This window comes from Ensifer sp. KUDG1 (assembly GCF_050434285.1).
Lineage (GTDB): Bacteria > Pseudomonadota > Alphaproteobacteria > Rhizobiales > Rhizobiaceae > Ensifer.
Genome location: NZ_JBNDIG010000006.1, coordinates 245,578 through 271,193, shown reverse-complemented (window position 1 = coordinate 271,193; position 25,616 = coordinate 245,578). Strand labels below are relative to the sequence as shown.

Sequence of the window (25,616 nt, the reverse complement as noted above, 5' to 3'; positions counted from 1 at the left end):
CGCCGCCGAACGAAGGGCATGCCTGTCTCAAGTTTTCGTCATGCAATCACTGTCCGGGCGGCAAGCCGCCCGGCCTTTGACTAGGTGATGAAATCAGGAGCCCTTGCCGCCGCACTTGCCGGTGGCAACGTTGAAGTTGCCGCAGGACATCGGTGCGCGCCAATCGGAGATCAGGTCCTTCGAGTCGGGCAGATAGTCGGACCATTCGTCGCCGACGACGAGGCCGGGCGTTTCCCAGACGGTCTCGAACTGGCCGTCGGCCTGGATCTCGCCGATCAGCACCGGCTTGGTGATGTGATGGTTCGGCATCATCGTCGAGTAGCCGCCCGAAAGATTGGGCACGGAGACGCCGATCATCGCGTCGAGAACCTTGTCCGTATCGGTCGTGCCGGCCTTCTCGACCGCCTTCAGCCACATGTTAAAGCCGATGTAATGCGCTTCCATTGGGTCGTTGGTCACGCGCTTGTCGTTCTTGGTATAGGCTTTCCAGGTCTTGATGAACTCGGCATTAGCCGGCGTATCGACCGACTGGAAGTAGTTCCAGGCGGCGAGATGGCCGACGAGCGGGCCGGTATCGAGGCCGGCAAGCTCTTCTTCGCCGACCGAGAAGGCGACGACCGGGATGTCCTCGGCCTTGACGCCCTGGTTCGCCAGTTCCTTGTAGAACGGCACGTTGGCGTCGCCGTTGATGGTCGAGACGACGGCGGTCTTCTTGCCGGCCGAGCCGAACTTCTTGATGTCGGAGACGATCGTCTGCCAGTCGGAATGACCGAAGGGCGTGTAGTTGATCATGATGTCCTCGGGCTTCACGCCCTTGGCGATCAGATAGGCTTCGAGAATCTTGTTGGTCGTGCGCGGATAGACATAATCCGTACCTGCGAGCACCCAACGCTCGACGCTTTCGTTCTCCATCAGATAGTCGACCGCCGGGATCGCCTGCTGGTTGGGGGCAGCCCCCGTGTAGAAGACGTTGCGCTGGCTTTCCTCACCCTCGTACTGGACGGGGTAGAAGAGGATCGAATTCAGCTCCTCGAACACCGGCAGAACCGACTTGCGCGACACCGAGGTCCAGCAGCCGAAAACCGCCGAGACCTTGTCGACCGAGACCAGTTCGCGCGCTTTTTCGGCAAAGAGCGGCCAGTCGGACGCCGGGTCGACGACGACGGCCTCGAGCTTCTTGCCGAGCAGGCCGCCCTTCTTGTTCTGCTCGTCGATCAGCATCAGCATGGCGTCCTTCAGCGTCGTCTCGGAAATCGCCATGGTGCCGGAGAGCGAATGCAGGATGCCGACCTTGATCGTGTCGTCCGCGGCGAAAGCGCCGCTGAACGCCGTTGTCGACAGGATGGCGGCCAGGAATGCGCCGGTCACGCTTGCCTTGATTGTCATCTGATGGAACCCCTCTCGTTCTGGAGCAACTGGCCTTTCGGTGCTTCTAGCCGCTGCTTGAGGGGATCATCGGACAGCCACGCTGCACTGCACATACGTCATTCTACGTAGGCGCCGGGGGCAAAGAGGAACGCGAGAGGTAGCCTGGCCGCGGGCAGTTGCATAGCAACGAAGGCAGCGGCCTTGACCTTCCCATCGTTGGAAGCCCTAGACCTGATCTGGCCGCAGGTCAGCGGGCGTGCGGCCTCGCCACATATTCGACGCGAATCGACTGGTAGCAGAGCGGCTATCGCCGGCCGTTGACGCAGGGGAATGCCGAAAGACATGACGTCCTCACTCCATCCGCATTGGGATTCTGCCCGGGAGAAGCGTTCGCTCACCCTGCGCTTCGTTGCTTTCGCAATCCTGCTGGCAAGCCTGCTGCTCGGCGGCAATGCGGGTGCGGAACGCATGCACGCGGTCGTCGTCGTCAGCTACCTCGCCATCAGCGTGGCGTCGGTGGCGACGGCGCGTTATCTGCCCGGCCGCACCTCGCTGACAACCCTCTTCGTCGTTCTCGATGCGCTGTTGGTCGCGCTGCTGCTCTATGCCCATATTCTGGCCGGTCCGGTGACGGCGAACCACAATCTGACGACGACCAGCCTCGTCGTCGCCTTTATCCTGCTCGTCCATGTCGGCCTCAAGCTCGAGCGACGCCTGGTCCTGCTCTTTTCCGCCATTGTGCTTCTATCCTGGGTAACGATGCTGGCCATGACTGCGGCAAGGCACGATGCGTCCGGTCCGCTCTCGCTGCTCGGAGCGTTCTTCAACCAGGATCTTGGTTTGACCGTGAGCTTCGGCTTCACCGCCTTTGCCATCTATCTTCTTGCGCGCGACCACGACCGGACGCGCAAGGAAGCGTTGAAGGCCGACCAGCGGCGGCAAAATCTCTCGCGCTTCTTCTCGCCGCTGGTTGTTTCCGCGCTTCAGGAGAAAGGCGATGTGCTCGGCCTGGAGCGGCGCAGCGCCGCAATCATGTTCGTGGACCTGCGCGATTTCACCAGCTTTGCCGAGGCGGCACCGGCACCTGAACTCGCCTTCGTGCTTGCCGAATACCGCCAGCTCGTCTCGCAGACGATCTTCGAACACGGCGGTACGGTCGACAAGTTCATCGGCGATGGCGTCATGGCGGTCTTCGGCCAGCCGAGACCAAAGGAAGACGATGCCGACAGGGCGCTTGCCTGCGCGCTCGATCTCGTCGACATCCTCACGGACTGGAAGAACCACAACGCGCACAACAACCATCCGGCGCTTGATGCCGGCATCGGCCTGCACTACGGCACCGTCGTAGGCGGCGTTCTCGACAGCGGCTGCCACAGCGAATTCACCGTCATCGGCGACGCGGTCAACGTCGCCCAGCGCCTGGAATCCATGACCAAGACGCTGCAGGTGCCGCTCGTCGTCTCCGCCTCGCTGATGTGCCGGCTTCAAGGACCCGCACCGGAGGCCGCATGGATATCGCACGAGGCGGTCGTGCTGCCGGGTCGTCGCCTTCCGGTCGACATCTGGTGCCTCCAACGGGAGACAGGGTCGGCTCACCCGAACGAAGACGAGCCCTCCGCCGCTCCGCAGTCGCTGACGATTACCGACCGCTGAAGCTGAGTTTGAAGCGCGTGGTGGAATCGCCGCCCCACCACATGGGGAAGTTGGTGCCCCATTTGTTGTTGTGGACGTTGAAGCGGACGCCTGAGGAATAGTCAGGCAAGTCCTTGCAGAAGGCCATGAACGGCCAGGACTGCGGCGCGACCAGCGGCGTGTCGAGATTTTCGACTAGCAGTTCTACACCCGCTTCCGTCTGCCCGCGAACAGCCGTGACCGCCTGCAACTGCGCGCCACCCGCACGGGCAAAATTGTCGGTCACATGCCAATGCCCCATCTTGCGCACCCCCCACGCGGAACGCCCCTCGGGCGTGAACGACAGGAAGCTCGCTTCCGGCATACGGTTGGCGTTCTTGCCGTAAAGCGTCAGCCGGATGTCTAGGCCGTCCTTGCCTGCGGAAAAGTCGATGGCGATTTCGGCCGGCGCACCCAATTGCTCCACGGCCTCGATGGGCATTTCCGCGACGATCGATGTCGCCGTCGTACCGAGAAGTCTCGGAGCATAGGTCCGGGAGCGGGCCTCCGCGACGTTTGCAAGGCCCGGCTTGTCGTGATCAAGCACCGCCCAGTCCATCCATTGGGTCAGGTAGGTGTCCATGTGCCGCCGCACGTCGCCGGCATCGTAGCTTTCGTAACGGTAGGCGATCAGCGAACCCTTCTCGCCACGGACCGTCCGGCCGTCGGGCGCGGTCAAAGCGACGACATCGCCTGTGGTCGGATCGAGGTCGATGGTCCAGCCGCCCACCTGTAGCCGAGTGGCAGAATTCGCGGGTTCAGGACACGGTGGCACGGCAAGCTCGACAAGCGCCGCTCCCGCACGCGCGGCATCTTCTCCGTCGAGTTCGGCCACCGCCTGTTCAAGATAGGCCCGCTGCTCCGCCCAGGAGGCCTCGGTATAGTGGAAGCGCTGATCGGATTTCCGTGCCGCCTCGAAAGCGGGGCGTGCCCAGGCCTTCTCGTCACGCAGGAAGGATTTGATGTCGACGCCGCACGTGTGTTCGGCCACCAGCGCCAGCTTGCGGCCAAAGGCCTGGCGGCTTGCGGTCATCCGCTCGCCGGCAAATCGATCGTAAAGCCGCTGCAGCGCCAGATAGCGGGCGATTTTTTCCGGATCGGTGCCGCTGCCGTGGATCCAGCTATCGCCGAGTTCCTTCTCCACCACGGGGAAACGTTCGCGCGCCGCCCACATAAGCTTGCCGTAGTCCTCGAGCGTCGCCGCGCGCACGGTTGCAGCCGGCTCGTGTTTGAGGATTTCGCGATAGGCTTCGGCCGCCTGCGACACGCTCTGGGGGCCGATGTTGTCGCTGGTATGGGCGAAGCTCAGGCCATCGGAGAGACCCTCGGGGAAATACGTCTCGCCATAGGAGCGCTGGTACATGACGACGATTTCCTCGCCGCCCGCCGCCCGCCAGCGGAAAATATCCGGGATCTCCGGCGGCGGCGAGGCCGAGTTCACGCCGATATGCAGGAAGCGCACGCCGGCTTCTGCCAAGAGCGGCACCATGCCGAGCGTATGGCCGGGCACATCGGTCATCTTGGCGGCGATCGTCTTCAGGCCAAAGCGATGGTCGAGCTCCTGCGCGTAGGAAAGCCCCGCCTTGAAAAGGTCCGGCGACATCAGTTCCGTGTGGGTGGTGAAGGGCAGCGCATGCCAGCGGATCAGGCCGCGCTCGATCGCCTGCTCCAGGCGGGCGACCTCTTCCTTCGAGCGAGAATTCAGGTGATCCCAGATCAGCCAGGCGCCCGTCGTCCAGACGAACAGCGGCTCGTCCGGGTTCTCATTGTAGAAGTGCGCGCCGGTCTCGATCGCCTGCGGAATGAAGCGCTCGTGATACTGCTTTCGGATCTTCTCGGCGTGATCGGTAAAGCCGATGTCGAGGTGGGTCTTGAAGACGACGTGGATGCGTTTTTCGGTCATGTTCGCTACCTTCAGCCGACGGTGCCCCGCACGATCAGGCGGGTGTTGAGTGTCTCGGTAAACGGCTCGGCATCGGGTGCCCTAAGCCGCATGAGGATGAGGCGGACGAGCGCACGCACGCGCTCTTCGAGGTCGATGCGCACGGTGGTGAGGTTGTAGCTCTTCCAGTGCGCCTGCGGGATGTCGTCGAAACCGACGACCTTGACGTCCTCTGGCACCGAAAGCCCGAGTTCGTGGCGCAGCGCATCGATCGCGCCGAAGGCGCCGACGTCGTTGGCCGCGAAGATCGCATCGGCGCCCTCGCCGATCCTGAAGAGATCGAGCGTCGCCTGGTAGGCGGTGTCATAGGTGTAATCGCCGGCAAGCACGACCGGCGCATCCATGCCGCGCTCCGCGAGCGTCTCCTTCAGCGTGCGCTCGCGCTCGGCATTGGCAAGCGACTGCGCCTTGCCGCCGAGATAGGCGATACGGCGCGCGCCATAGCCCTGAAGCAGGGCCACGGCCTGCTCGATGCCGTTCTTCTGCCGGACGAGCAGGCGGTCATAGAGCGTACCGGATGCGGCGCCAGCAAACTGCTTCACGTCGTCGTAGATCACGTAGATCGGCACGGCGCGGTCGAGAAAGCCGCAGAGCACGTCGGGCAGGATGTTTTCGGTAAAGGCGATCACCGAATCCGGATTGAAGCCGCGCATATAGGTGAGCAGGCGCGGATCCATGCTGAAATCGGCCTTGGCCTTGAAGAGCAAGGTCGCGAAGCCTTCCGCCTGCAGCGCCGTCGTCAATGCGTCGATCTCCTGGCTCTCCCAGGGGCTGCAGACGTCGGGCACGATCATGCCGACGAGATGCGAGCGGCCGGTCACCAGCGAACGCGCTGCCATGTCGGGCGTGTAGTTCAGTTCCCGCGCCACCTGGAGGATGCGGTCGCGCTTTTCCGGCTTCAGCGACGCATTCGGGTTGAAGGCTCGCGAGACCGCCACGCGAGAAACATTGGCCTCGCGCGCCACCTGGTCTGCGGTGGCTCGGGCAGCTTTCTTGTCGGCGCGCTCGTTCATCGATCCGTCACAAAATGAAAACGTGTTCATTTACAAAAGAGAGCAATGCGACGTTTTCGTCAAGTGGAATAGATATTCCGTCATTTTTTGCGCACGGAACACATGATCCATGTTGACAAAGATGAAAGCGTGTTCATTCTTGACCGTCGTCGGGACGCCGGACCTGGAGGAGGGACGGACTGTCGCAGCCAGACACTTAGGTCTTTGAGAGGACCGACCGGGAGGAGAAAACATGCGTACCAGGTTTCATTCCCTATTGCTCAGTGCAGCCGCGGCCATCGCCTTTGCGGCACCCGTGAGCGCCACCGAACTCAACATTACCTGCCGCTGCATCATCGGCGGCGTAAACAGCGGCATGGCCGAGTGGATCGAAAAGAAGGTCATTCCGGCCTTTACCGAGAAGATGAAGGCCGAAGGCAAGGACGTCAGCGTCAAGCTCACCCAGTTCGGCGGCGAGGACGAGCAGCTGACGCAGCAGCTCGCGCTCGATTTCTCCACCGGCGCCGGCCCGGATGTCTCCGGCTTCGACGGCTTCCTGATCCCGAGCTTCGTCCAGGGCAATCTCCTGAAGTCGCTCGAGGAAGTGGCCGGCCCAGACGTTCCGAAATGGGAAGGCTGGCAGCATATTTCCGACGGCACCAAGGCGCTGATGAGCTACCAGGGCAAGCCCTATGGCATCGCGCTCGGCACCGACGCCCGCATGATCTTCGTGCGCAAGGACCTGTTCAAATCGGCCGGCCTCGATGCCGACAGCTGGCAGCCGAAGTCCTGGGACGAGTTGCTCGACGCCGCCCGCAAGATCAAGGCGGCCGCCCCTGACAGCTTCCCGCTGCAGCTCAATGCCGGCGTCTCCATGGGCGAGGCGACGACGATGCAGGGCTACTGGATGGCGCTGCTCGGCACCGGCGAACAGGTCACCGACGACAGCGGCAAATACATCGTCTCAAGCCAGGGCATTCTCGACACGCTGAAGCTCTACAAGACCATCTATGTCGACGACAAGCTCGGCGACCAGCGCGCGCAGTTGCTGGCCGACGGCCGCAACCGCACCTTCGCCAATTTCCGCGACGGCAAGACGGCGATGCTCGTCGAGGGCGACTGGTTCTATCGCTCGGTGACAGCGCCCGGCGCCGAATTCGCCGTCGCCGATCGAGACAACACCATGACCTGGAAGAAGATGCCGGCCGCGGCACCCGGCAAGGGCCTGCGCGGCCAGGACTTCGTCACCATGTCCGGAGGCACGGGCTTCGTCATCAATCCGCATACGGACGCGCCTGCCGAATCCTGGGCGCTGCTGTCCTTCATGAACAGCAAGGAGCAGCTCGACGCCTTCCAGGAGATCCAGCCGGCAATCCGCATCCGCGACGACGTGGCGATCCCGAACTCGCCGTTCCTGACCGAAACGGCAACGACCCTGCTGCCGATCACCACGGCGCGCCCAAACGACGCCAACTACAACAAGGTCTCGACCGAGATCCAGCGCATGACGGAAAGCGTCGTTTCCGGCGAGCTTTCGCCTGAAGACGCGATGGCCCAGTACAAGGCGGCCGTCATCGCGATCGTCGGCGAAGAAAACACCGTCAGCACGCTCTAAAGCCAATGCGGGATGCGACCGCAACGCGGCCCGCACCCGCTTCGATCCAACGACAGAGCGCCCGGCTGCCATCCGTGGCCGGGCTCCCGATCCAGGATATGGGCATGAAACGCGCATGAAGAAATTCTCCCTGCTTTCGACGCGCGCCGGCGCGCTTTTCCTGGCACCGGCGTCGGCCCTCGTCGGGGTCTTCGTCATCATTCCCTTCTTCTGGGTGATCTTCGTATCCTTCACCAACCGCACGCTGCTGGGGCGCACGGCCGTCGATCCCGATTTCGTCGGCCTGCAGAACTATTTCGCACTCTTCAATCCCGCGACCTTCTTCACCCGCGGCCAGTTCGGCTTTTCGCTGATCCTGACGATCCAGTTCGTGCTGCTCTCGGCCCTGATCGGCCAGGCGCTGCTCGGCCTGCTGCTCGCCTGGCTCAGCCAGACAGTCACGCCGACGCTCAAGTCCTTCCTGCAGACGGCTGTCATCGCCGCCTGGATCCTGCCGGAGGTGGTGATCGGCTTCGCCTGGTTCGCCTTCCTCGACTACGACAACGGCACGCTCAACATGATCCTGCGCGGCCTCGGCCTGCCGCCCGGCGACTGGTTGTTGCAGCAGCCCTTCTGGGTGATCGTGTTCTTCAACACCTGGCGGGGTGCCGCCTTCTCGATGATGCTGTTCAACTCGGCCTTCCAGTCGATCCCGCCAAGTTATTTCCAGGCGGCAGATGTGGCCGGCGCCACCTCCTGGCAGAAGCTGCGCGACATCGCGCTGCCCTTGATCCGCGGCCATGTCGTCACCGACCTGATCCTCATCACGATGTGGACCTTCAACGTCTTCACGCCATTCCTGCTCACCCATGGCGGGCCGTCCTATCGCACCGAAATCCTCTCGATCTACACCTACCGCATCGCCTTCAAGGATTTCGAGTTCGGCAAGGGAGCCGCCGTCGGCGTCGTCATCATGCTGATCAACCTGGCATTCGCCCTCGTCTATCTTCGGCTTGCCCACAAGAAGCCGGTGGAGGCGGAATGATGCAGAAGAAAGCCCAGAACATCTTCGTGCGGCGCACGATCTTTGCGGCCGCCGCCACCTTCCTCGGCACTGTCTTCGCGCTGCCGCTCGTCTGGTTCATCTTCGCACCGTTCAACGCGCGTGCCGAACTCGGGCTCGCGATCCCCTCGCCCTTCACGCTCTCGAATTTCGCCACCGTCTTCCAGAACACGTTTGCCATGCAGGCACTGCTCAATAGCCTGATCCAGGCGGCGGGCGGCGTGGTGCTGGTCGGCGCGGCGGCGACACTTGCCGCCTATGCCCTCTCGCGCTCGCCGATCCCTGGCAAGGGCGCCGTCACCTACATCCTGCTGCTCTTCTCGTCGGTCGTTTCAGGCTCGGCGGCGATGGTGCCGATCTTCCTGATCATCTCGGCGGCCGGGCTGATCGATACCCATCTCGCCGTCATCCTTGTCTTTGCCGGCGGGCTGCTGCCGACGGCGATGTTCATTCTGCGCGATTTCATCGACGCCATCCCGCGCTCCTATGAAGAGAGCGCCATGGTCGCCGGCGCCTCGCCACTCCAGGCCTTCTTCGATGTGGCGCTGCCGGTCATCCGGCCGGGCATCGTGGTGGTCGTCGTCTGGGCCTTCGTCAACATCTGGGGCAGCTTCCTCATTCCCTTCATCCTGCTGCGCAGCGACAAGCTGATGCCGGCGTCGGTCGCCATCTACTCCTTCTATTCGGAGGCCGGCACGCCGATCGTCACGCTGCTCGCCGCCTATTCGCTGATCTACTCCCTGCCGGTCATCGCCCTCTATCTCTTCGTGAATTGGAAATTCGGTTTCCGGTTCTTCGGTGGCATCAAGTCGTAATCGGAAATCTGTCATGGCCTCTGTCGAATTCCAGAACATCTCCAAGACCTTCGGCGCTTTCGTCGCCGTGCCCGATATCAGCTTCCAGATCGCCGACGGCGAATTCATCTGCCTGCTCGGCCCCTCGGGCTGCGGCAAGACGACGAGTCTGCGCATGATCGCGGGACTCGAAACCCCGACCTCCGGCCGGGTGATGATCGGCGGCCGCGACGTCACCTATTTGCATCCGAAGGACCGCGGCATTTCCATGGTCTTCCAGGACTACGCGCTCTACCCGCACATGAACATCGCCGACAACATCGCCTACCCCCTGAAAGTCCGCGGCGAGCAGGAGACCAAGCGTCACGCCCGCGCCAAGGAAGTGGCCGACGTGCTCAAGATCGGCGACCTGATGAAGCGCCTGCCGAGCCAGATCTCCGGCGGCCAGCAGCAGCGCACGTCGCTGGCGCGTGCGCTGGTCTATCCGAGCGACGTCTATCTTTTCGACGAACCGCTTTCGAACCTCGACGCCAAGCTGCGCCTCGAGGCGCGCGGCTTCCTCAACCATCTGCAGCGTGACATGGGCATGACCGCGGTCTACGTCACCCACGACCAGGCCGAAGCCATGGCGCTTGCGACCCGCATAGCAGTCATGGACAAGGGCCGGATCGTTCAGTTCGCCCCGCCGATCGAGATCTACCGCCGGCCGGCGACGACCTTCGTCGCCAACTTCGTCGGCAATCCGCCGATGAACCTGGTGCCGGTCGCGGCATCCATCGGCGAAGGCGCATTGCACCTAAAGGCCGATGGCCTCCAGCTTGCCCCGATCGCACTCACGGGCGCCATCGCTAAGGCGGCGAAATCAGGCAAGATGACGCTCGGTGTTCGTCCCGAACATCTGCGCATTGCTGCCGCGGGTGACCCGAACGTGGTCTCCGGCGAACTCTTCGCCAACGAGAACATGGGACCGGAGAGCCTCGTCACGTTGGAGCGCGGCGACAACGGTCGCGTCACCGCGCGCATCTTCACCGACGACGAGATCAAGGTCGGAACATCAGTCCATCTCGCCTTCGACGCCAGGCACATCACCCTCTTCGACGACAGCGGCGCCCATATTCCCGCCTCCGACGAGCGCTGAGGCAACCATGCAGGAGTTTTTCATCCGGATCACCCGGCAGCATCAGGCGGCCGATCCCTATTTCTACCTCCCCTTCGAGGTGCCCGATGGGGTGACGCGCATCGAGGCCACGCTAAGCTATCCGAAGGCGGAGGATTGCATCATCGATCTCGGCGCGCTCGATCCGCGGGCGACCGATTATCCGACCCGCCAAGGCTTTCGCGGCTGGAGCGGTGGCGCGCGTGACCGTTTCTTCGTCGCCACCGACGACGCCACGCCCGGCTACATCCACGGCGAGATGCCGCCCGGCCAGTGGAAGGTGATGCTCGGCCTCTACAAGATCCCCGAAGAAGGCGCCGAAGTGCGCGTGACGGTCGATTTCGACAGAAGCCCGCGCTCCATCGTGCCGCAGCCGGAAAGAACGTTCCCGGTGCGCAAACATGCCGGATGGTATCGCGGCGATCTGCACTGCCACACCTTCCACTCGGATGCGGCCGGCTCGCCCGAGCTGCTGCACGCCGCCGCCAAACAGGCTGGCCTCGATTTTCTTGCGGTCGCCGACCACAACACCATCACCCAGCGGCGCTACTTCCATCCGCATTCCTCCGCCGACCTCGTCTTCGTCCGTGCCATGGAAATCACCACCGCGGTCGGCCATGCCAATGTCTTCGGCGTCGACGACTGGATCGACTTTCGCATGACGAAGCCGGAACATGCCCACACGCTCGCACGCATGGTACACGAGCGTAGCGGCCTGCTCTCGGTCAACCACGACAAGCCGACCATCCCCTGGGACTACGACCTGCCTAAGATCGACTGCATGGAGGTCTGGCAATCCCATTGGCTCGCCTGGAACTGGGTTTCGCTGGAGCGCTACCAACAGCGCCTTGCCTCGGGTCTGAAGATCTCGGCGATCGGCGGCAGCGATTTCCATCAGCCGGAGCGGCTGATGCCCGAGGGACCGCTGGTTCTTGCTCGGCCGACGACGGTTCTCTATCTGAATGAGCTCTCCGAAGACGCCGTGCTCGGGGCCATGAAATCAGGCCACGGCTATGTCACGGAAAGCCCAACCGGGCCGCATCTGGAACTGGTTGCCAACGGCCAGCCGATGGGATCGACGGTAGCTGGCCCGGTGGCTGCAGAGGCTTTGGTTCGCGGCGCCAGCGGCGACAGGCTGCTGTGGCTCGACGCGTCAGGCATCGTCAGCGAACAGGTGATCGAAGCCGACGATTGGACCGGCCACTATGCCGGTTCGCCCGATCGCTTCCTGCGGACCGAAATCGTCGCCATCGCAAGCCGCGAGACGATCGTTACCGAGTTCCGCGACGCATTCGCCGGTAAAAACCCGCCCTGGCAGCTTTCCGACGAGGATATCGCCCGCCAGACGATCCGCCGGGCGATCAGCAACCCAATCTATTGCCGCGCTGGCTGACGCACGCTTCCTGCTCGCGTTTGAATTGGTTTCCACGGCATCAACTAGCGCCTGCCGTCCATTGACCTATGGTCATTGGGAAGGGGCGCCCCAGTCTGCCCTTCCCGCAAATTTTTCGTTTGCAGCAATTTTAAGCAGAAATCTTCCGTGCTAAGAAAAGAGGCAATGACGCTCTCGACAGTACGTTAGGACTCCCATGGCGGCACGCCAGCGCATCATTCCCGTAAGGCGGGAATACAATCGTTGGGTCGCCAACCAGACGCTTGAAGACTATGCGCTGCGCTTCACCGCCAAGAGCGCGCGACGCTTCTCCTCCGAACGCATTTCACAGACCGCCATCGGCGCCATCTCCTTCCTGGCACTGGAAGCGATCGGCGGCGCCATCACCATGTCCTACGGCACGACCAATGCGATCGTCGCGATCGCCGTCGCCAGCCTGATGATCCTGACTGTCGGGCTGCCGATCAGCCGTTATGCGATCCGCCACGGCGTCGACATCGATCTTCTGACCCGCGGCGCCAGCTTCGGCTACATTGGCTCGACGGTGACCTCGCTGATTTATGCCAGCTTCACCTTCATCCTCTTTGCGATCGAGGCCTCGATCATGTCGGGCGCGCTCGAACTGGCGCTCGGTATTCCCCTGTGGATCGGCTACATCCTGAGCGCAGTCGTCGTCATCCCGCTCGTCACCCACGGCGTGCGGCTGATCAGCAAGTTCCAGCTGATCACGCAGCCGTTCTGGATCGTGCTCAACGTCCTGCCTTTCGTCTTCATTGCCTTCGCCGATTGGGAAAAGGTCGGCACCTGGCTCGCCTATGCGGGCATGCATCACGCATCGGGTCCACCCGGCACCTTCGCGCCGTTCGATCTCGTCGAATTCGGCGCGGCATCTGCCGTGATCTTCGCGCTGATGGCGCAGATCGGCGAACAGGTCGACTTCCTGCGCTTCCTGCCACCGGACGGGCAGCGCAAGCTGCATCATCGCATCGCCGTCTTTCTCGCCGGCTCTGGCTGGGTGATCGTCGGCGCGCCGAAATTGCTCGCAGGCTCCTTCCTGGTGGTGCTGGCGCTTTCGGCCGGGGTGCCATCGACCAAGGCTGCCGATCCGGCGCAGATGTACTACACCGCCTTCGGCTACATGATCCCGTCGGAAACGGCAGCACTGCTGCTGATGGTCGCCTTCGTCGTCGTGTCGCAGTTGAAGATCAACGTCATGAACGCCTATGCCGGGTCGCTCGCCTGGTCGAACTTCTTCTCGCGGCTCACCCACAGCCACCCGGGCCGCGTCGTTTGGCTGGTGTTCAACGTCGCGATCGCGCTTCTGTTGATGGAACTCGGCATCTACCGGCTGCTCGAAGAAACGCTCGGCGTCTTCTCGATCATCGCCATGGCCTGGCTCTGCACGATTTCGGCCGACCTCTTCGTCAACAAGCCGCTTGGTTTGTCGCCGCCGGGCATCGAGTTCAAGCGCGCCCATCTCTATGACATCAACCCTGTCGGCCTCGGCGCTATGGCGATCTCGGCGACGGTGGCACTGACAGCGCATTTCGGCGCCTTCGGCGAAATCGCTGCCTCGCTCGCCCCCTATATCGCGCTGGTCGCCGCCTTCATCGCCTCGCCTGCGATCGCCTGGGCGACCGACGGCAAGTTCTATCTTGCCCGCAAACCGCGCCGGAGCTGGGCGAACCGGACGGACATCACCTGTTCGATCTGCGAGCACCCGTTCGAGCCGGAGGACATGGCCTGGTGCCCAGCCTATGCGGCGCCGATCTGCTCGCTCTGCTGCTCGCTCGATAGCCGCTGCCATGACATGTGCAAGCCGAAGGCGCGCTTCAACGCTCAGGTCGCGACCGTGGCCAACACCCTGCTTCCGCGCACCGTCACCGAGAAACTCGCGACGCGGCTCGGCCGCTACGCGATCTCTGCGGTGCTGTCGATCGCCGGCATCGGCCTCATCCTCGCAATGATCGCCCACCAGACCGCCGGCGCATCCCCTGAGGTGAAGGCCGTCGTCGAGCGCACCGTCGCCGTCGTCTTCTTCGTCTTTGCCGTGCTCGCCGGCATCGTCTCGTGGTTCTACGTGCTTGCCCATGACAGCCGGGTGGTCGCCGAGGAAGAATCCTCCCGGCAGAACACGTTGCTCCTGAAGGAAATCGCCGCCCACAAGAAGACCGACGCCGCCCTGCAGCAAGCGAAGGAAACGGCGGAGGCCGCCAACCGCGCCAAGAGCCGCTATGTCGTTGGCCTCAGCCATGAACTCCGAACGCCGCTCAACGCCGTGCTCGGCTACGCCCAGGTGCTGGAGCGCGACGAGACGATACCGCCGGCGCGCCAGGGCGCGATCAAGGTCATCAAACGCAGCGCCGATCACCTCTCCGGCCTGATTGACGGCCTCTTGGATATCTCGAAGATCGAGGCCGGCAAGCTGCAGGTCTATTCCAATGAGATCAACATTCACGACTTCCTCGACCAGATCGTCGAAATGTTTCGGCCGCAGGCATTGGCCAAGGGCATCAGCTTCGAGCACGAGCGCGCTAGCGGCCTGCCACGCTACGTGAAGACCGACGAAAAGCGCCTGCGGCAGATCCTCGTCAATCTCCTATCCAACGCATTGAAGTTCACCGAGCGCGGCGGCATTCGTCTGGATGTCATCTATCGCAGCCAGGTGGCGACCTTCACCATTGCCGACAGCGGCCGCGGCATTGCCGACAAGGACCTGCCGCGCATCTTCGATCCCTTCCAGCGCGGCGAGGCCGAACATCAAGGCGGCATGCCGGGCCTCGGCCTTGGCCTCACGATCACGCGGCTTTTGACGCAGACGCTTGGCGGCGAAATTTCAGTCACCAGTGCGCTCGGGCAAGGCACCAGCTTCCGGGTGCGGCTGATGCTGTCGGCGGTCGATCGTCCGCTACCTCCCGCAGCCCCGCGCCGCATCACCTCCTATCTCGGCCCGCGCCGCACCATCATTGTCGTCGACGACAACGCCGACCATCGTGACCTCATGCGCGAAATCCTCGTGCCGATGGACTTCACGGTGCTGACCGCCGCGTCCGGAGCCGATTGCCTGGCGCTGCTTCAAGACCTCGGCGCCGACCTCTTTCTCATCGATATCTCGATGCCGGGCATGAGCGGCTGGGAGCTTGTCGATCGGCTGCGCCAGGGCGGACAGACCGCGCCGATCATCATGCTGTCGGCCAATATCGGCGACGGTTCGGCGACCGGAGCGTTCCGCGGCCACAGCGACACGCTCGCCAAGCCCTTCCCGGTCGGCCAACTCGCCGACAAGCTCGCCGTGCACCTTGGCCTCACCTGGGTTCACGAGGGAGAGGAGAAGCAAGCACACCCGTCGCCGGCGGCCGCACCGTTGACGCGCCCCGACGCCTATCACGTGGAAGAACTGATCCGCCTTGGAGAGATCGGCTACGTCAGGGGCATCGAGGCCAAACTGACGGAGATTGCCCTGCAGCCCGAACACCAGCCCTTCGCCGAGGCCGCCCGCGCCTATGTGCAGGCCTTCGACCTCTCGGGCTACGACGCTTTCCTCAAGAACAACGCGGCCAACGGAGACGATGCTCATGGCTGAGACCAGCGACCGCCGCGACATCGTGCTTCTCGTCGACGATTCCCCGGAGGCGCTCGGCTTCCTGACGGAAGCGCTGGAGCAATCCGGCTTTTCCGTGCTGATCGCGACCTCCGGCAACGCCGCCCTTTCGATTGCCGAGCGCATCACGCCCGACGTCATCCTGCTCGATGCCGTCATGCCCGGCATCGACGGCTTCGAGACCTGCCGCCGCCTCAAGGGCAACGCCGCCGTCGGCCAGACGCCGGTGCTGTTCATGACCGGGCTGACAGAGACCGAACACGTGGTGCGCGCGCTCGAGGCCGGCGGCGTCGACTATCTGACCAAGCCGATCAACATCGACGAGTTGAGGGCGCGCATCCGCGTCCATCTCTCCAATGCCCGCTCGGCCCAGAGCGCAAGGGTCGCCCTCGACGCGGCCGGCCGCCACCTGCTCGCGGTGCGCGGCGACGGGAGCGTCTGCTGGTCGACGCCCCAGGCAACGCGTCTCGTCAACGCCGCAACCGGCCGCGACGATGGCATGGCAATCGTCACCCGGCGCATCGCGGGCTGGATGGCAACCCGCCTGCGCGCCAGCGTGCCCGAAGACGGCAGCTTCACGCTCGACCAGCCGGAGCAGTCGTCGCTGCAGATATCCTTCCTCGGCTCGATCGGTCCGAATGAACACCTCTTCCGCCTCACGGCCGAAAATCGCCGCTCAGACGATGCGGTGTTGCGTCAGCACTTCGCATTGACCCCCAGGGAATCGGAGGTGCTGCTGTGGATCGCCAAGGGCAAAGCGAACCGCGACATCGGCGAGATCCTCGGCCTGAGCGCGCGCACCGTCACCAAGCATCTGGAGCAGATCTATGTGAAGCTCGGTGTCGAGAACCGGGCGTCCGCCGCGGTGAAAGCCACGCAGGTTCTGCACGGAATATGACGCCGCGAACGGAACATCCGCCGCCGTCACACGTTTGGCTGGTTATCCAGATGCCCTTTTTGTAAGATCGACGCCCTGGAGGGAGGGTTGCGTCCATGCCCCAATGGTTGCTGCTTGTCGCCATGACCGCACTCGCTGCCGGCGGTGCGCGCGCAGACGAAGGCGCTTTCCTGAAGACGCTCGGCGGCAACTGGGCGGGAACAGGAACGGTGCGCATCCGCACCAACCTGTCGCCGGTCAATGTCACCTGCAGCTTCAATTCCGAGGCCAGCGGCCTTGCCCTGTCGATGGAGGGCGTCTGCCGCGGCCTGCTCGTGATCTCGCGCTCGGTCGACGCGAAGCTGCGCTATTCCGGCTCGACCTATAGCGGCTCCTATCTCGGCCCGCGCGGCGGGCGCGCCGGCCTTAATGGCAGCCGGCGCGGCGACGCGATCAACCTCACCATCCGCTGGGCCAAGGAAGTCAACGGCGACCGCAGCGCCGACCTCACCTTGCGCAAGATCGGCGCCAATGGAATGCGGTTGACGACCATCGATGTCGATCCCGCTTCGGGAAAGCGGGTGGTGACGAGCGAGATCAATCTCAAGCGAAAATAGGCCGCCCCACCGGAGCGGCCTTGGCCGGCGATCAGGCCGCAGCCGTGGTGCGATTGTCGAAGTCGGTGGTCCATTGCAGCGACGGGCGCTCGCCGCAGCGCTCGACCCAGGCATTGACGACGGCGCTATCGGGCGTTGCCGCCGGATACCAGGCAAAGGGCGAGTGCAGCAGAAGGTCGACGGCCGTATAGCGGTCGCCCATCAGATAGGGACTGTCCTTCAAGGCGTTTTCGAGCCGCTCTGCGATTTCCGCCGGGCCGCGGAACGTGGCGTCGAGATAGGGGTGCGAGAGCCCGGCAGCGTGGGTGATCAGCACCGGCTCGACGACGCCGGCATACCAGGCAAGCCAGCTCAGATACCGACCGCGCTGCGGGTCACCTGCGACCGGCGCCATCTGCTTTTCCGGAAAGAGATCCGTCAGGTACTGGATGATCGCGATGCTCTCCCAGAGCACGACGCCGTCATGGACGAGCAGCGGAACCTTGCCTTCCGGATGCGGGTTCTTCGGATCCTTGCGGCCGCTGCCATCGCCTCGAGTGATATCGACGATCTCGATCGCGACCTTGTCCACGGCGTCGAGTTCGCGAAGCAGGGTGATGATGCGCGACGAGCGCGAGCGCGGGGCGTGAAAGAGTGTCAGCATGGTCTGGTTCCTCGGTTGCGTTTGGCAATGCGGATCTTATACAGTCGGCCAACTGCCAGTTTTCGTCAGTAGGCTTCCTCTATCCTCCAAAGTCATGGCCCGCAGTGATCGTCTGTTCCGCCTGCTCCAGGCGCTTCGCACACTCCCCTCCCCGGTAACGGCCGCGCGCCTCGCCGAGGAAACGGGCGTGTCGTTGCGCTCGCTCTATCGGGACATCGACAGCCTGCGCGCCGCCGGCGCCGTCATCGACGGCGAGCGCGGCTTCGGCTACCGGCTGACGGAGGACATCGCCTTGCCGCCACAGACTTTCACGCGCCTGGAGATCGAGGCACTGGTGCTCGGCCTTGCCGAGGTGCAGCACATGGGAGAGCCGGATCTCGCGGCCGCAGCAGGCGCCGTGCTTTCCAAGATAACGGCGACACTGCCCGATCGGTTGCAGCGCCAGGCGCTCCATGCGGCATCGCAGGTCTACCGCTTCGAGCGCCGGGAGCCGCCGGTTGCCGACGTCGCTCTTTTGCGTGAGGCCTGCTGGCAGGAGCGCGCGGTCATGATCGGCTATGTCGACGCCGACCAGCAGCGGACCGACCGACAGGTCCTGCCGCTGGCGATCGTCTATCTCGAGCGGATGCTGGTGCTGCTTGCCTGGTGCTGCCTGCGCCAGGATTTCCGCAAGTTCCGCGTCGACCGCATCGTCGATGTCGCGATGACGGAGGAGAGTTTCCGCCCGCGCCGGGTGCCGATGCTCCGGGACTTCGTCGCCTATCTGAACGCCGGTGCGCCCGAAACGTCGAAGATGACCTTGAGCGGCCAGTAGCCCAAACGACAACGCGGCCCGTGTTGCCACGAGCCGCGTCCGGACTGCTTTCGCAGTCATGCCTTGGGAGGCAAACTTATTCCGCGGGCTGCAATGCCGGCTGCGGCAAGGCTTCCGGCGTGCGGCCACCAAGGACCGCGGCCATCTGTGCCTCGTCGAGTTCCCCTTCCCACTTCGCAACGACGATGGTTGCGACCGCATTGCCGACGAAGTTGGTCAGCGCCCGGCATTCCGACATGAAGCGATCGATGCCGAGGATCAGCGCCATGCCGGCGACCGGTACGGCCGGCACGACCGAGAGCGTCGCAGCGAGCGTGATGAAACCGGCGCCGGTGATGCCGGCGGCACCCTTGGAGCTCAGCATCGCGACGAGCAGCAGCAGCACCTGGTCGCCGAGCGACAGCGGGATATCCATCGCCTGGGCGATGAAGAGCGCGGCCAGCGTCATGTAGATGTTGGTGCCGTCGAGGTTGAAGGAGTAGCCGGTCGGGATGACGAGACCGACGACCGAACGCTTGCAGCCGGCCTTTTCCATCTTGCTCATCAGGCCCGGAAGGGCTGCTTCCGACGAGGAGGTGCCGAGAACGAGCAGCAGCTCTTCCTTGATGTAGCGGATGAGCGCCACGATCGAGAAACCGTTGTAGCGGGCAACGGCGCCGAGAACGATGAACACGAAGAGGAAGGACGTGATGTAGAAGGTGCCGATCAGCATCGCGAGGTTGGCGATCGAGCCGACGCCGTACTTGCCGATGGTGAAGGCCATCGCACCGAAGGCGCCGATCGGGGCCGCCTTCATCAGGATTCCGACAAGCTTGAAGACCGGCAGCGTCAGCGCATGCAGGAAGTCGACGACCGGTTCGGCCTTCTTGCCGACCATGGCGAGCGACAGACCGAAGAGCACGGAAATGAACAGCACCTGCAGGATGTCGCCATCGGCGAAGGCGCCGACCAGCGTCGTCGGGATGATGCCCATCAGGAAGCCGGTGATCGTCTGCTCATGCGCCTTCTCGGCATAGGTCGTCACGGCCTTGACGTCGAGCGAAGCCGGATCGATGTGCATGCCGGCGCCCGGCTGCACGACATTGGCGACGATCAGGCCGATGATCAGCGCCAGCGTCGAAAACGTCAGGAAGTAGATCATCGCCTTGCCGGCGACGCGGCCGACCTTGGCAAGATCGGTCATGCCGGCAATGCCGGTCGCAACCGTCAGGAAGATGACCGGCGCGATGATCATCTTGACGAGACGGATGAAGGCGTCGCCGAGGGGCTTCAGTTCCGTGCCGAGCGACGGATAGAAATGGCCAAGCAGGATGCCGGCGGCGATCGCCACCAGCACCTGGACATAGAGATGGCGATAGAAAGGTGTCTTGCCGCGCGGTTCCGCGGATTGTTCGATAATCATGAGATCCTCCACTGGACCCAGTCCGGCGTCATGCCGGGCCTCCCGGGTCAAATTCCGATGCGCGACAGCGCGGGCTGTCATGAGGATGTCATTTGCAACGGCCGTGCCAGTTCGCCGCGGCAGAAACCAAGCCTTTGAATTGATGAGGATGTTTTGTGCGGGTGGCTTGGTGCGCACAAAGAGTTGAGCGGATTTCCGCACAGCCCATCTGGAAGCCTGAGCGAAAAAATGCACAATTGGGCCATGTTCGATGCCCTCTCCGCCCCCCTCAATATGGCAGATCTCGACCAGTCGATGCGCCGCACCTGGCTGGTCTTTGCCGGCCTTGCCGTCGCGCTGCTTGTCGCCGCGCTGCTGCTTGCCGGCGAATACGGCCGAAGCCAGGCGCTCGAAACTGTCGATGCCCAAAGCCGGATCGATGCCAATCTGAAGGCCTCGCTGCTGCGCGCCGTGCTCGAGCGCCAGCGCTCCACGCCGCTGGTGCTGGCCGACGATGTCGAGGTGAAGGCGGCCCTTTCGACCCGCAGCCCAGAGGCGCTGCAGCGGCTGGACGAAAAACTTCAGGCGCTGGCGGCCAACACCGACGCCGCTGTCATCTACGTGATCGGCCTTGATGGCGTCGCGGTCGCTGCCAGCAACTGGCGCGAGCCGACGAGTTTCGTCGGCAACGACTATGCCTTCCGCGAATATTTCCGCATGGCGATGCGCGACGGCAAGGCCGAGCATTTCGCCATGGGCAATGTCAGCAAGCGGCCCGGTCTCTATATCTCCCGGCGGGTCCAGGGCCCTAACGGTCCGATCGGCGTCGTCGTCGCCAAGCTCGAATTCGACGACGTGGAAGCCGAATGGCTCGCCTCCGGCAAGCCCGTCTACGTCACCGACCGGCGTGGTATCGTGCTGATCACCAGCTTCCCGTCCTGGCGCTTCATGACGACGAGGACCATTCCGCGCGATCGCGTCGCCGCCATCCGCGACAGCCTGCAGTTCGGCGATGCTTCACTGTTGCCGCTGCCCTTCCGCGACATCGAACCGACGAGCGACGGTTCCAGCGAGTTGCGCGCGCTCCTGCCCGGCGACAGCGAGCGGCGGTTCCTCCGAGTCGAAACCATGGTGCCGACCACAAGCTGGCGGCTGGAGCAACTGGCGCCGCTCGACGGCGCGATCTCGGCGGCAACCCGCGAGGCCCGGCTGATTGCGCTCGCCCTCCTCGCACCGCTGCTCGCCCTTACCACCTTCCTCCTGCGCCGCCGCCAGACGCTGGCGCTCGTCTCGGCGCGCGATCGCGCCGCCCGCGACGAGTTGGAAACCCGTGTGGCGGAGCGCACCCATGATCTCAGCCTTGCCCGCGATCATCTCGAAACGGAGATCGCCGACCATCGGCGCACCGGCGAAAAGCTGCAGGCGGTGCAACAGGAGCTCGTCCAGGCGAACCGACTGGCGATCCTCGGCCAGGTAGCAGCCGGCGTCGCCCACGAGATCAACCAGCCGGTCGCGACCATCCGCGCCTATGCCGACAACGCCCGCACCTTCCTTGACCGGGGCCAGCAGCAGACGGCGGTCGAGAACCTCGTCAGCATCGCCGAACTGACCGACCGGGTCGGCACCATCACCGACGAACTCAGAAGCTTTGCCCGCAAGGGCCGTTTCGTCGCCGAACCGACGCCGATGCGCGACGTGATCGAAGGGGCGATGTTGTTGCTGCGCAGCCGCTTTGCCGGCCGCATGGATGCGATCGTCATCGACCTGCCGGAAAATGGCCTCCGCGTGCTCGGCAGCCGCATCCGGCTGGAACAGGTGCTGATCAATCTTCTCCAGAACGCGCTGGAAGCGCTCGGCGCGCGTGCCGACGCCGAGATCCGCGTGCGCTGCGAGGACAGCACCTCCGGGACGGTTTCGCTCGTCGTTGCCGACAACGGCCCGGGCATTGCCCCGCATATCCGCGAGGATCTGTTCACGCCGTTCAACACCTCGAAGGACGAGGGCCTCGGCCTCGGCCTTGCCATCTCAAAGGAGATCGTCGCCGATTATGGCGGCGATATCACCGTCGACACCAGCGACAAGGGCACCGTCTTCACGGTTCGCCTGAAGAGGGCCTGAGCGATGCAGCCGACCGTCTATCTCGTCGACGACGACACCCATCTGCGCAAGGCGATGACGCAGACGCTGGAACTCGCCGGCCTCACCGTCATCCCGTTTGCCAGCGCCGCCGAAGCGTTGAAGACGCTCGATGCCAATTTCGACGGCATCGTCGTAAGCGATATCCGCATGCCGGGCATCGACGGCCTCGCCTTCTTCCGCCGCATCGAAGCCTTCGACGCAGACCTGCCGGTGATCCTCGTGACTGGCCACGGCGATATCCCGATGGCGGTGCAGGCGCTTCAGGACGGCGTCTACGACTTCATCCCAAAACCCTTTGCCGCCGATCGGCTGGTGCAAAGCGTGCACCGGGCGCTCGAAAAACGCCGGCTCGTGATGGAAAACCGAGCGCTGAAGCGGGCCGCCGAGACGGCCGGCGACAGCCTGCCGCTGATCGGCCAGACGCCGGCCATGGAGCACCTGCGCCAGACCATCCGGCACATCGCCGATACCGATGTCGACGTGCTCGTCGCCGGCGAGACCGGCAGCGGCAAGGAAGTGGTGGCGACGCTGCTTCACAATTGGAGCCGCCGCCGTAACGGCAACTTCGTGGCGCTGAATTGCGGCGCGCTGCCCGAAACGGTCATCGAAAGCGAACTCTTCGGCCATGAACCGGGCGCCTTCACCGGCGCCTTGAAGAAGCGCATCGGACGGATCGAGCATGCGAGCGGCGGCACGCTGTTCCTCGACGAGATCGAGGCGATGCCACCGGCAACGCAGGTGAAGATGCTGCGCGTTCTGGAAGCGCGCGAGATCACGCCGCTTGGCACCAACCAGGTTCGTCCGGTCGATATCCGCGTCATTGCCGCTGCCAAGATCGATCTCGGCAATCCGGCGGAGCGTGGCGATTTCCGCGAGGACCTCTACTTCCGATTGAACGTCGTGACGCTGTCGATCCCGCCGCTGCGCGAACGCCGTGACGATATCCCGCTACTCTTCTCGCACTTCCTGACCCGGGCGGCCGAGCGCTTCAAGCGCGACGTGCCGATGATCTTTCCGGCCGTACAACGGCATCTGATGACGCATGCCTGGCCGGGCAATGTGCGTGAACTCTCGCACTTTGCCGAACGCGTGGCGCTTGGTGTCGAAGGTCCGCTGGGACAGCCGATTGAGCGCGCCGAACAGCCCGGATTTGCGCTGCCGGAACGGCTCGAACGCTACGAGGCGGAGATCTTGAAAGAGGTGTTGCGCGCTCAGCGCGGCGACGTCAAGGCGACGATCGAGGCGCTCGGCATTCCGCGCAAGACCTTCTACGACAAGCTCCAGCGCCACGGCATCAATCGCGCCGATTATGCCGAGCGGACAGCACCGGAAAAGGCCGGCCGCTAGCGCCAAACTCGAATCCGAAAACACACGCACTAGGCGCATCTTTGTCGATAGGCGAATTCACGCTTGACGACCCGGGCCGTTCGATGGCTATGATCTAGGCATTCACCAGGGGGGTCCCGCAAGGGGCTGAGATTCTGCTGGATGGCCGGCTTGCCGGCTATAGCGCAGTGACCCGTTGAACCTGATCCAGTTCATACTGGCGTAGGGACGGTGCAGATATCGAAGCCAGGATTCCGTGCGGTGAGCACCTGGCGGAGCGTCTTTCATCTTTCCGGCATCAGAACTGGGTCTCCAATCGCAAACTTGGAGCCTCGTCATGAATATTGCCACCAAACCCGCAGCCCTCACGGTCACGCAAGGCCCGCTTCCGGCCTCCCGAAAGATCCACAAGCCGGGCGTTCTTCATCCGGATATTCGCGTGCCGATGCGCGAGATTGCTCTGCACCCGACCTCGGGCGAGCAACCGGTCACGGTCTATGACTCCTCCGGCGCCTATACCGCCGACGGTGCCGAGATCCGCATCGAGGACGGCCTGCCGCGGCTGCGCCGCAACTGGATCGTCGACCGCGGCGATGTCGAGACCTATGAGGGACGAACGGTTCGTCCCGAAGACAACGGCTTTGTGAGTGGCGACCGCCTGACGCCAACCTTCCCGTTCCAGCATGCGCCGCTGAAGGCCACGGGTGGCCGGGCAGTGACGCAGCTTGCCTATGCCCGCGCCGGCATCATCACGCCGGAGATGGAGTTCGTGGCGATCCGCGAGAACCTCGGCCGCGACGCGGCGCGCGCGAAAGTCCGCGACGGCGAAAGCTTCGGCGCCCACGTTCCCGATCACGTGACGCCGGAATTCGTACGCCAGGAAATCGCCAGCGGCCGCGCGATCCTGCCCGCCAACATCAACCATCCGGAATCCGAACCGATGATCATCGGCCGGAACTTCCTGGTGAAGATCAACGCCAATATCGGCAACTCCGCCGTCACCTCGTCGATGGCCGAGGAAGTCGAGAAGATGGTCTGGGCGACGCGCTGGGGTGCCGACACGGTCATGGACCTCTCGACAGGCCGCAACATCCACAACATCCGCGAATGGATCATCCGCAACTCGCCGGTTCCGATCGGCACCGTGCCGCTCTACCAGGCGCTGGAAAAGGTCAACGGCATTGCCGAGGACCTCACCTGGGAAGTCTATCGCGACACGCTGATCGAGCAGGCCGAACAGGGTGTCGACTATTTCACCATCCATGCCGGCGTGCGGCTGCACTACATCCCGCTCACCGTCGACCGCGTCACCGGCATCGTTTCGCGCGGCGGCTCGATCATGGCCAAGTGGTGTCTGCATCATCATCGTGAGAGTTTCCTCTACGAGCATTTCGAGGAAATCTGCGACATCTGCCGCGCCTATGACGTCTCCTTCTCGCTCGGCGACGGCCTGCGCCCCGGCTCGATCGCCGATGCCAACGACGCGGCACAATTCGCCGAACTCGAAACGCTCGGCGAGCTCACCAAGATCGCCTGGGCCAAGGATTGTCAGGTCATGATCGAGGGCCCAGGTCACGTGCCGATGCACAAGATCAAGGAAAACATGGACAAGCAACTGGCCGTCTGCGGCGAGGCGCCGTTCTACACGCTCGGACCGCTGACGACGGACATCGCACCCGGCTACGACCACATCACGTCGGGTATCGGTGCGGCGATGATCGGCTGGTTCGGCACCGCCATGCTCTGCTACGTGACGCCGAAGGAGCATCTGGGTCTGCCTGACCGCAACGACGTGAAAGTGGGGGTCATCACATACAAGATCGCCGCCCATGCCGCCGATCTCGCCAAGGGCCATCCGGCCGCCCAGGTGCGCGACGACGCGCTGTCGCGCGCCCGCTTCGAGTTCCGCTGGGAGGACCAGTTCAACCTCTCGCTCGACCCAGAGACGGCCCGAAACTTCCACGACGAGACCTTGCCGAAGGAGGCCCACAAGGTCGCGCATTTCTGCTCGATGTGCGGGCCCAAATTCTGCTCGATGCGGATCTCGCACGACATCCGTGCCGAGGCGCAGAAGGAAGGGCTGGAGGCGATGGCTGCGAAGTACCGCGAGGGCGGCGACCTCTACATGCCGGTGGAAGAGGCGGCTGGCGCGGCCAAGTAGGCGCCAAAGCCCACTGAAGGGGCCGGTCACGGCCCCTTCAATTCGCTCAGGATCTCCCGGTGTTCGCCAACGGTCTCCTCCTCC

General features: G+C 63.8%; 18 protein-coding genes and 1 riboswitch. Of the genes, 13 read left to right on the top strand and 5 right to left on the bottom strand.

Translation table 11 applies throughout. The annotated features are described in order from the left end of the window. Positions 1–93 precede the first annotated feature (93 nt). Complete coding sequence (urtA, locus tag M2267_RS17500; RefSeq protein ID WP_402324985.1) at positions 94–1,386, bottom strand: urea ABC transporter substrate-binding protein; 1,293 nt, start codon at positions 1,384–1,386, stop codon at positions 94–96. Positions 1,387–1,710: 324 nt separating this feature from the next. Between urtA and M2267_RS17495 the strand changes: the two genes are divergently transcribed. Further along, entirely contained in the window at positions 1,711–3,021 is a 1,311-nt protein-coding gene (locus tag M2267_RS17495) for an adenylate/guanylate cyclase domain-containing protein (RefSeq protein WP_429115797.1), read from the top strand. Here M2267_RS17495 and M2267_RS17490 read toward each other — a convergent pair. Both M2267_RS17490 and M2267_RS17485 read right to left on the bottom strand, forming a co-directional pair. After that, entirely contained in the window at positions 3,008–4,942 is a 1,935-nt protein-coding gene (locus tag M2267_RS17490) for a DUF5054 domain-containing protein (protein ID WP_429115795.1), read from the bottom strand. The two genes, M2267_RS17495 and M2267_RS17490, sit on opposite strands and share 14 nt — an antisense overlap. An 11-nt stretch (positions 4,943–4,953) precedes the next feature. Next, complete coding sequence (locus M2267_RS17485; protein ID WP_429115793.1) at positions 4,954–5,994, bottom strand: LacI family DNA-binding transcriptional regulator; 1,041 nt, start codon at positions 5,992–5,994, stop codon at positions 4,954–4,956. A gap of 232 nt (positions 5,995–6,226) precedes the next feature. Between M2267_RS17485 and M2267_RS17480 the strand changes: the two genes are divergently transcribed. From M2267_RS17480 to M2267_RS17445, 8 genes are all read left to right on the top strand, one after another. Further along, positions 6,227–7,588, top strand: coding sequence for an extracellular solute-binding protein (locus tag M2267_RS17480; protein WP_429115791.1), 1,362 nt, complete (start codon positions 6,227–6,229; stop codon positions 7,586–7,588). Positions 7,589–7,703: 115 nt separating this feature from the next. After that, positions 7,704–8,612 carry a carbohydrate ABC transporter permease gene (locus M2267_RS17475; protein WP_043617508.1) on the top strand — a complete coding sequence of 303 codons (909 nt, stop codon included), beginning with the start codon at positions 7,704–7,706 and terminating at the stop codon, positions 8,610–8,612. Then, positions 8,612–9,445, top strand: coding sequence for a carbohydrate ABC transporter permease (locus M2267_RS17470; RefSeq protein ID WP_429115788.1), 834 nt, complete (start codon positions 8,612–8,614; stop codon positions 9,443–9,445). The genes M2267_RS17475 and M2267_RS17470 overlap by 1 nt, the downstream gene beginning before the upstream one ends. 13 nt (positions 9,446–9,458) lie before the next feature. Further along, complete coding sequence (locus M2267_RS17465) at positions 9,459–10,562, top strand: ABC transporter ATP-binding protein (RefSeq protein WP_429115786.1); 1,104 nt, start codon at positions 9,459–9,461, stop codon at positions 10,560–10,562. Positions 10,563–10,569: 7 nt separating this feature from the next. Beyond that, positions 10,570–11,973 carry a CehA/McbA family metallohydrolase gene (locus tag M2267_RS17460; RefSeq protein ID WP_429115785.1) on the top strand — a complete coding sequence of 468 codons (1,404 nt, stop codon included), beginning with the start codon at positions 10,570–10,572 and terminating at the stop codon, positions 11,971–11,973. Between the two features lie 196 nt (positions 11,974–12,169). Then, on the top strand, positions 12,170–15,556 hold the full coding sequence (locus tag M2267_RS17455) for a hybrid sensor histidine kinase/response regulator (protein WP_429115783.1): 3,387 nt from the start codon (positions 12,170–12,172) through the stop codon (positions 15,554–15,556). Next, complete coding sequence (locus M2267_RS17450; protein ID WP_429115781.1) at positions 15,549–16,472, top strand: response regulator; 924 nt, start codon at positions 15,549–15,551, stop codon at positions 16,470–16,472. Before M2267_RS17455 ends, M2267_RS17450 begins: the two co-directional genes overlap by 8 nt. Before the next feature lie 95 nt (positions 16,473–16,567). Then, positions 16,568–17,068, top strand: coding sequence for a hypothetical protein (locus tag M2267_RS17445; protein ID WP_043617491.1), 501 nt, complete (start codon positions 16,568–16,570; stop codon positions 17,066–17,068). Positions 17,069–17,099: 31 nt separating this feature from the next. Here the strand turns inward: M2267_RS17445 and M2267_RS17440 are convergent, their stop codons facing one another. Beyond that, complete coding sequence (locus M2267_RS17440; protein WP_043617488.1) at positions 17,100–17,711, bottom strand: glutathione S-transferase family protein; 612 nt, start codon at positions 17,709–17,711, stop codon at positions 17,100–17,102. 94 nt (positions 17,712–17,805) lie between these two features. On the opposite strand from M2267_RS17440, the gene M2267_RS17435 reads away from it, so the two are divergent. Continuing rightward, on the top strand, positions 17,806–18,525 hold the full coding sequence (locus tag M2267_RS17435) for a helix-turn-helix transcriptional regulator (RefSeq protein ID WP_192450326.1): 720 nt from the start codon (positions 17,806–17,808) through the stop codon (positions 18,523–18,525). Positions 18,526–18,601: 76 nt separating this feature from the next. On the opposite strand, the gene M2267_RS17430 is transcribed toward M2267_RS17435, so the two are convergent. Then, positions 18,602–19,927 (bottom strand): dicarboxylate/amino acid:cation symporter, encoded by a 1,326-nt coding sequence (locus tag M2267_RS17430; RefSeq protein ID WP_043617482.1) that lies wholly within the window; start codon positions 19,925–19,927, stop codon positions 18,602–18,604. Positions 19,928–20,155: 228 nt separating this feature from the next. On the opposite strand from M2267_RS17430, the gene M2267_RS17425 reads away from it, so the two are divergent. From M2267_RS17425 to thiC, 3 genes are all read left to right on the top strand, one after another. Further along, complete coding sequence (locus M2267_RS17425) at positions 20,156–22,024, top strand: ATP-binding protein (protein ID WP_429115778.1); 1,869 nt, start codon at positions 20,156–20,158, stop codon at positions 22,022–22,024. A gap of 3 nt (positions 22,025–22,027) precedes the next feature. Next, a complete protein-coding gene (locus M2267_RS17420) occupies positions 22,028–23,392 on the top strand; it encodes a sigma-54-dependent transcriptional regulator (protein WP_429115776.1) in 1,365 nt (454 codons plus the stop codon). A gap of 97 nt (positions 23,393–23,489) precedes the next feature. Then, positions 23,490–23,618: riboswitch (TPP riboswitch) on the top strand. Between the two features lie 90 nt (positions 23,619–23,708). Further along, positions 23,709–25,532 carry a phosphomethylpyrimidine synthase ThiC gene (thiC, locus tag M2267_RS17415; RefSeq protein WP_429115774.1) on the top strand — a complete coding sequence of 608 codons (1,824 nt, stop codon included), beginning with the start codon at positions 23,709–23,711 and terminating at the stop codon, positions 25,530–25,532. The last annotated feature ends 84 nt before the right edge of the window (positions 25,533–25,616 follow it).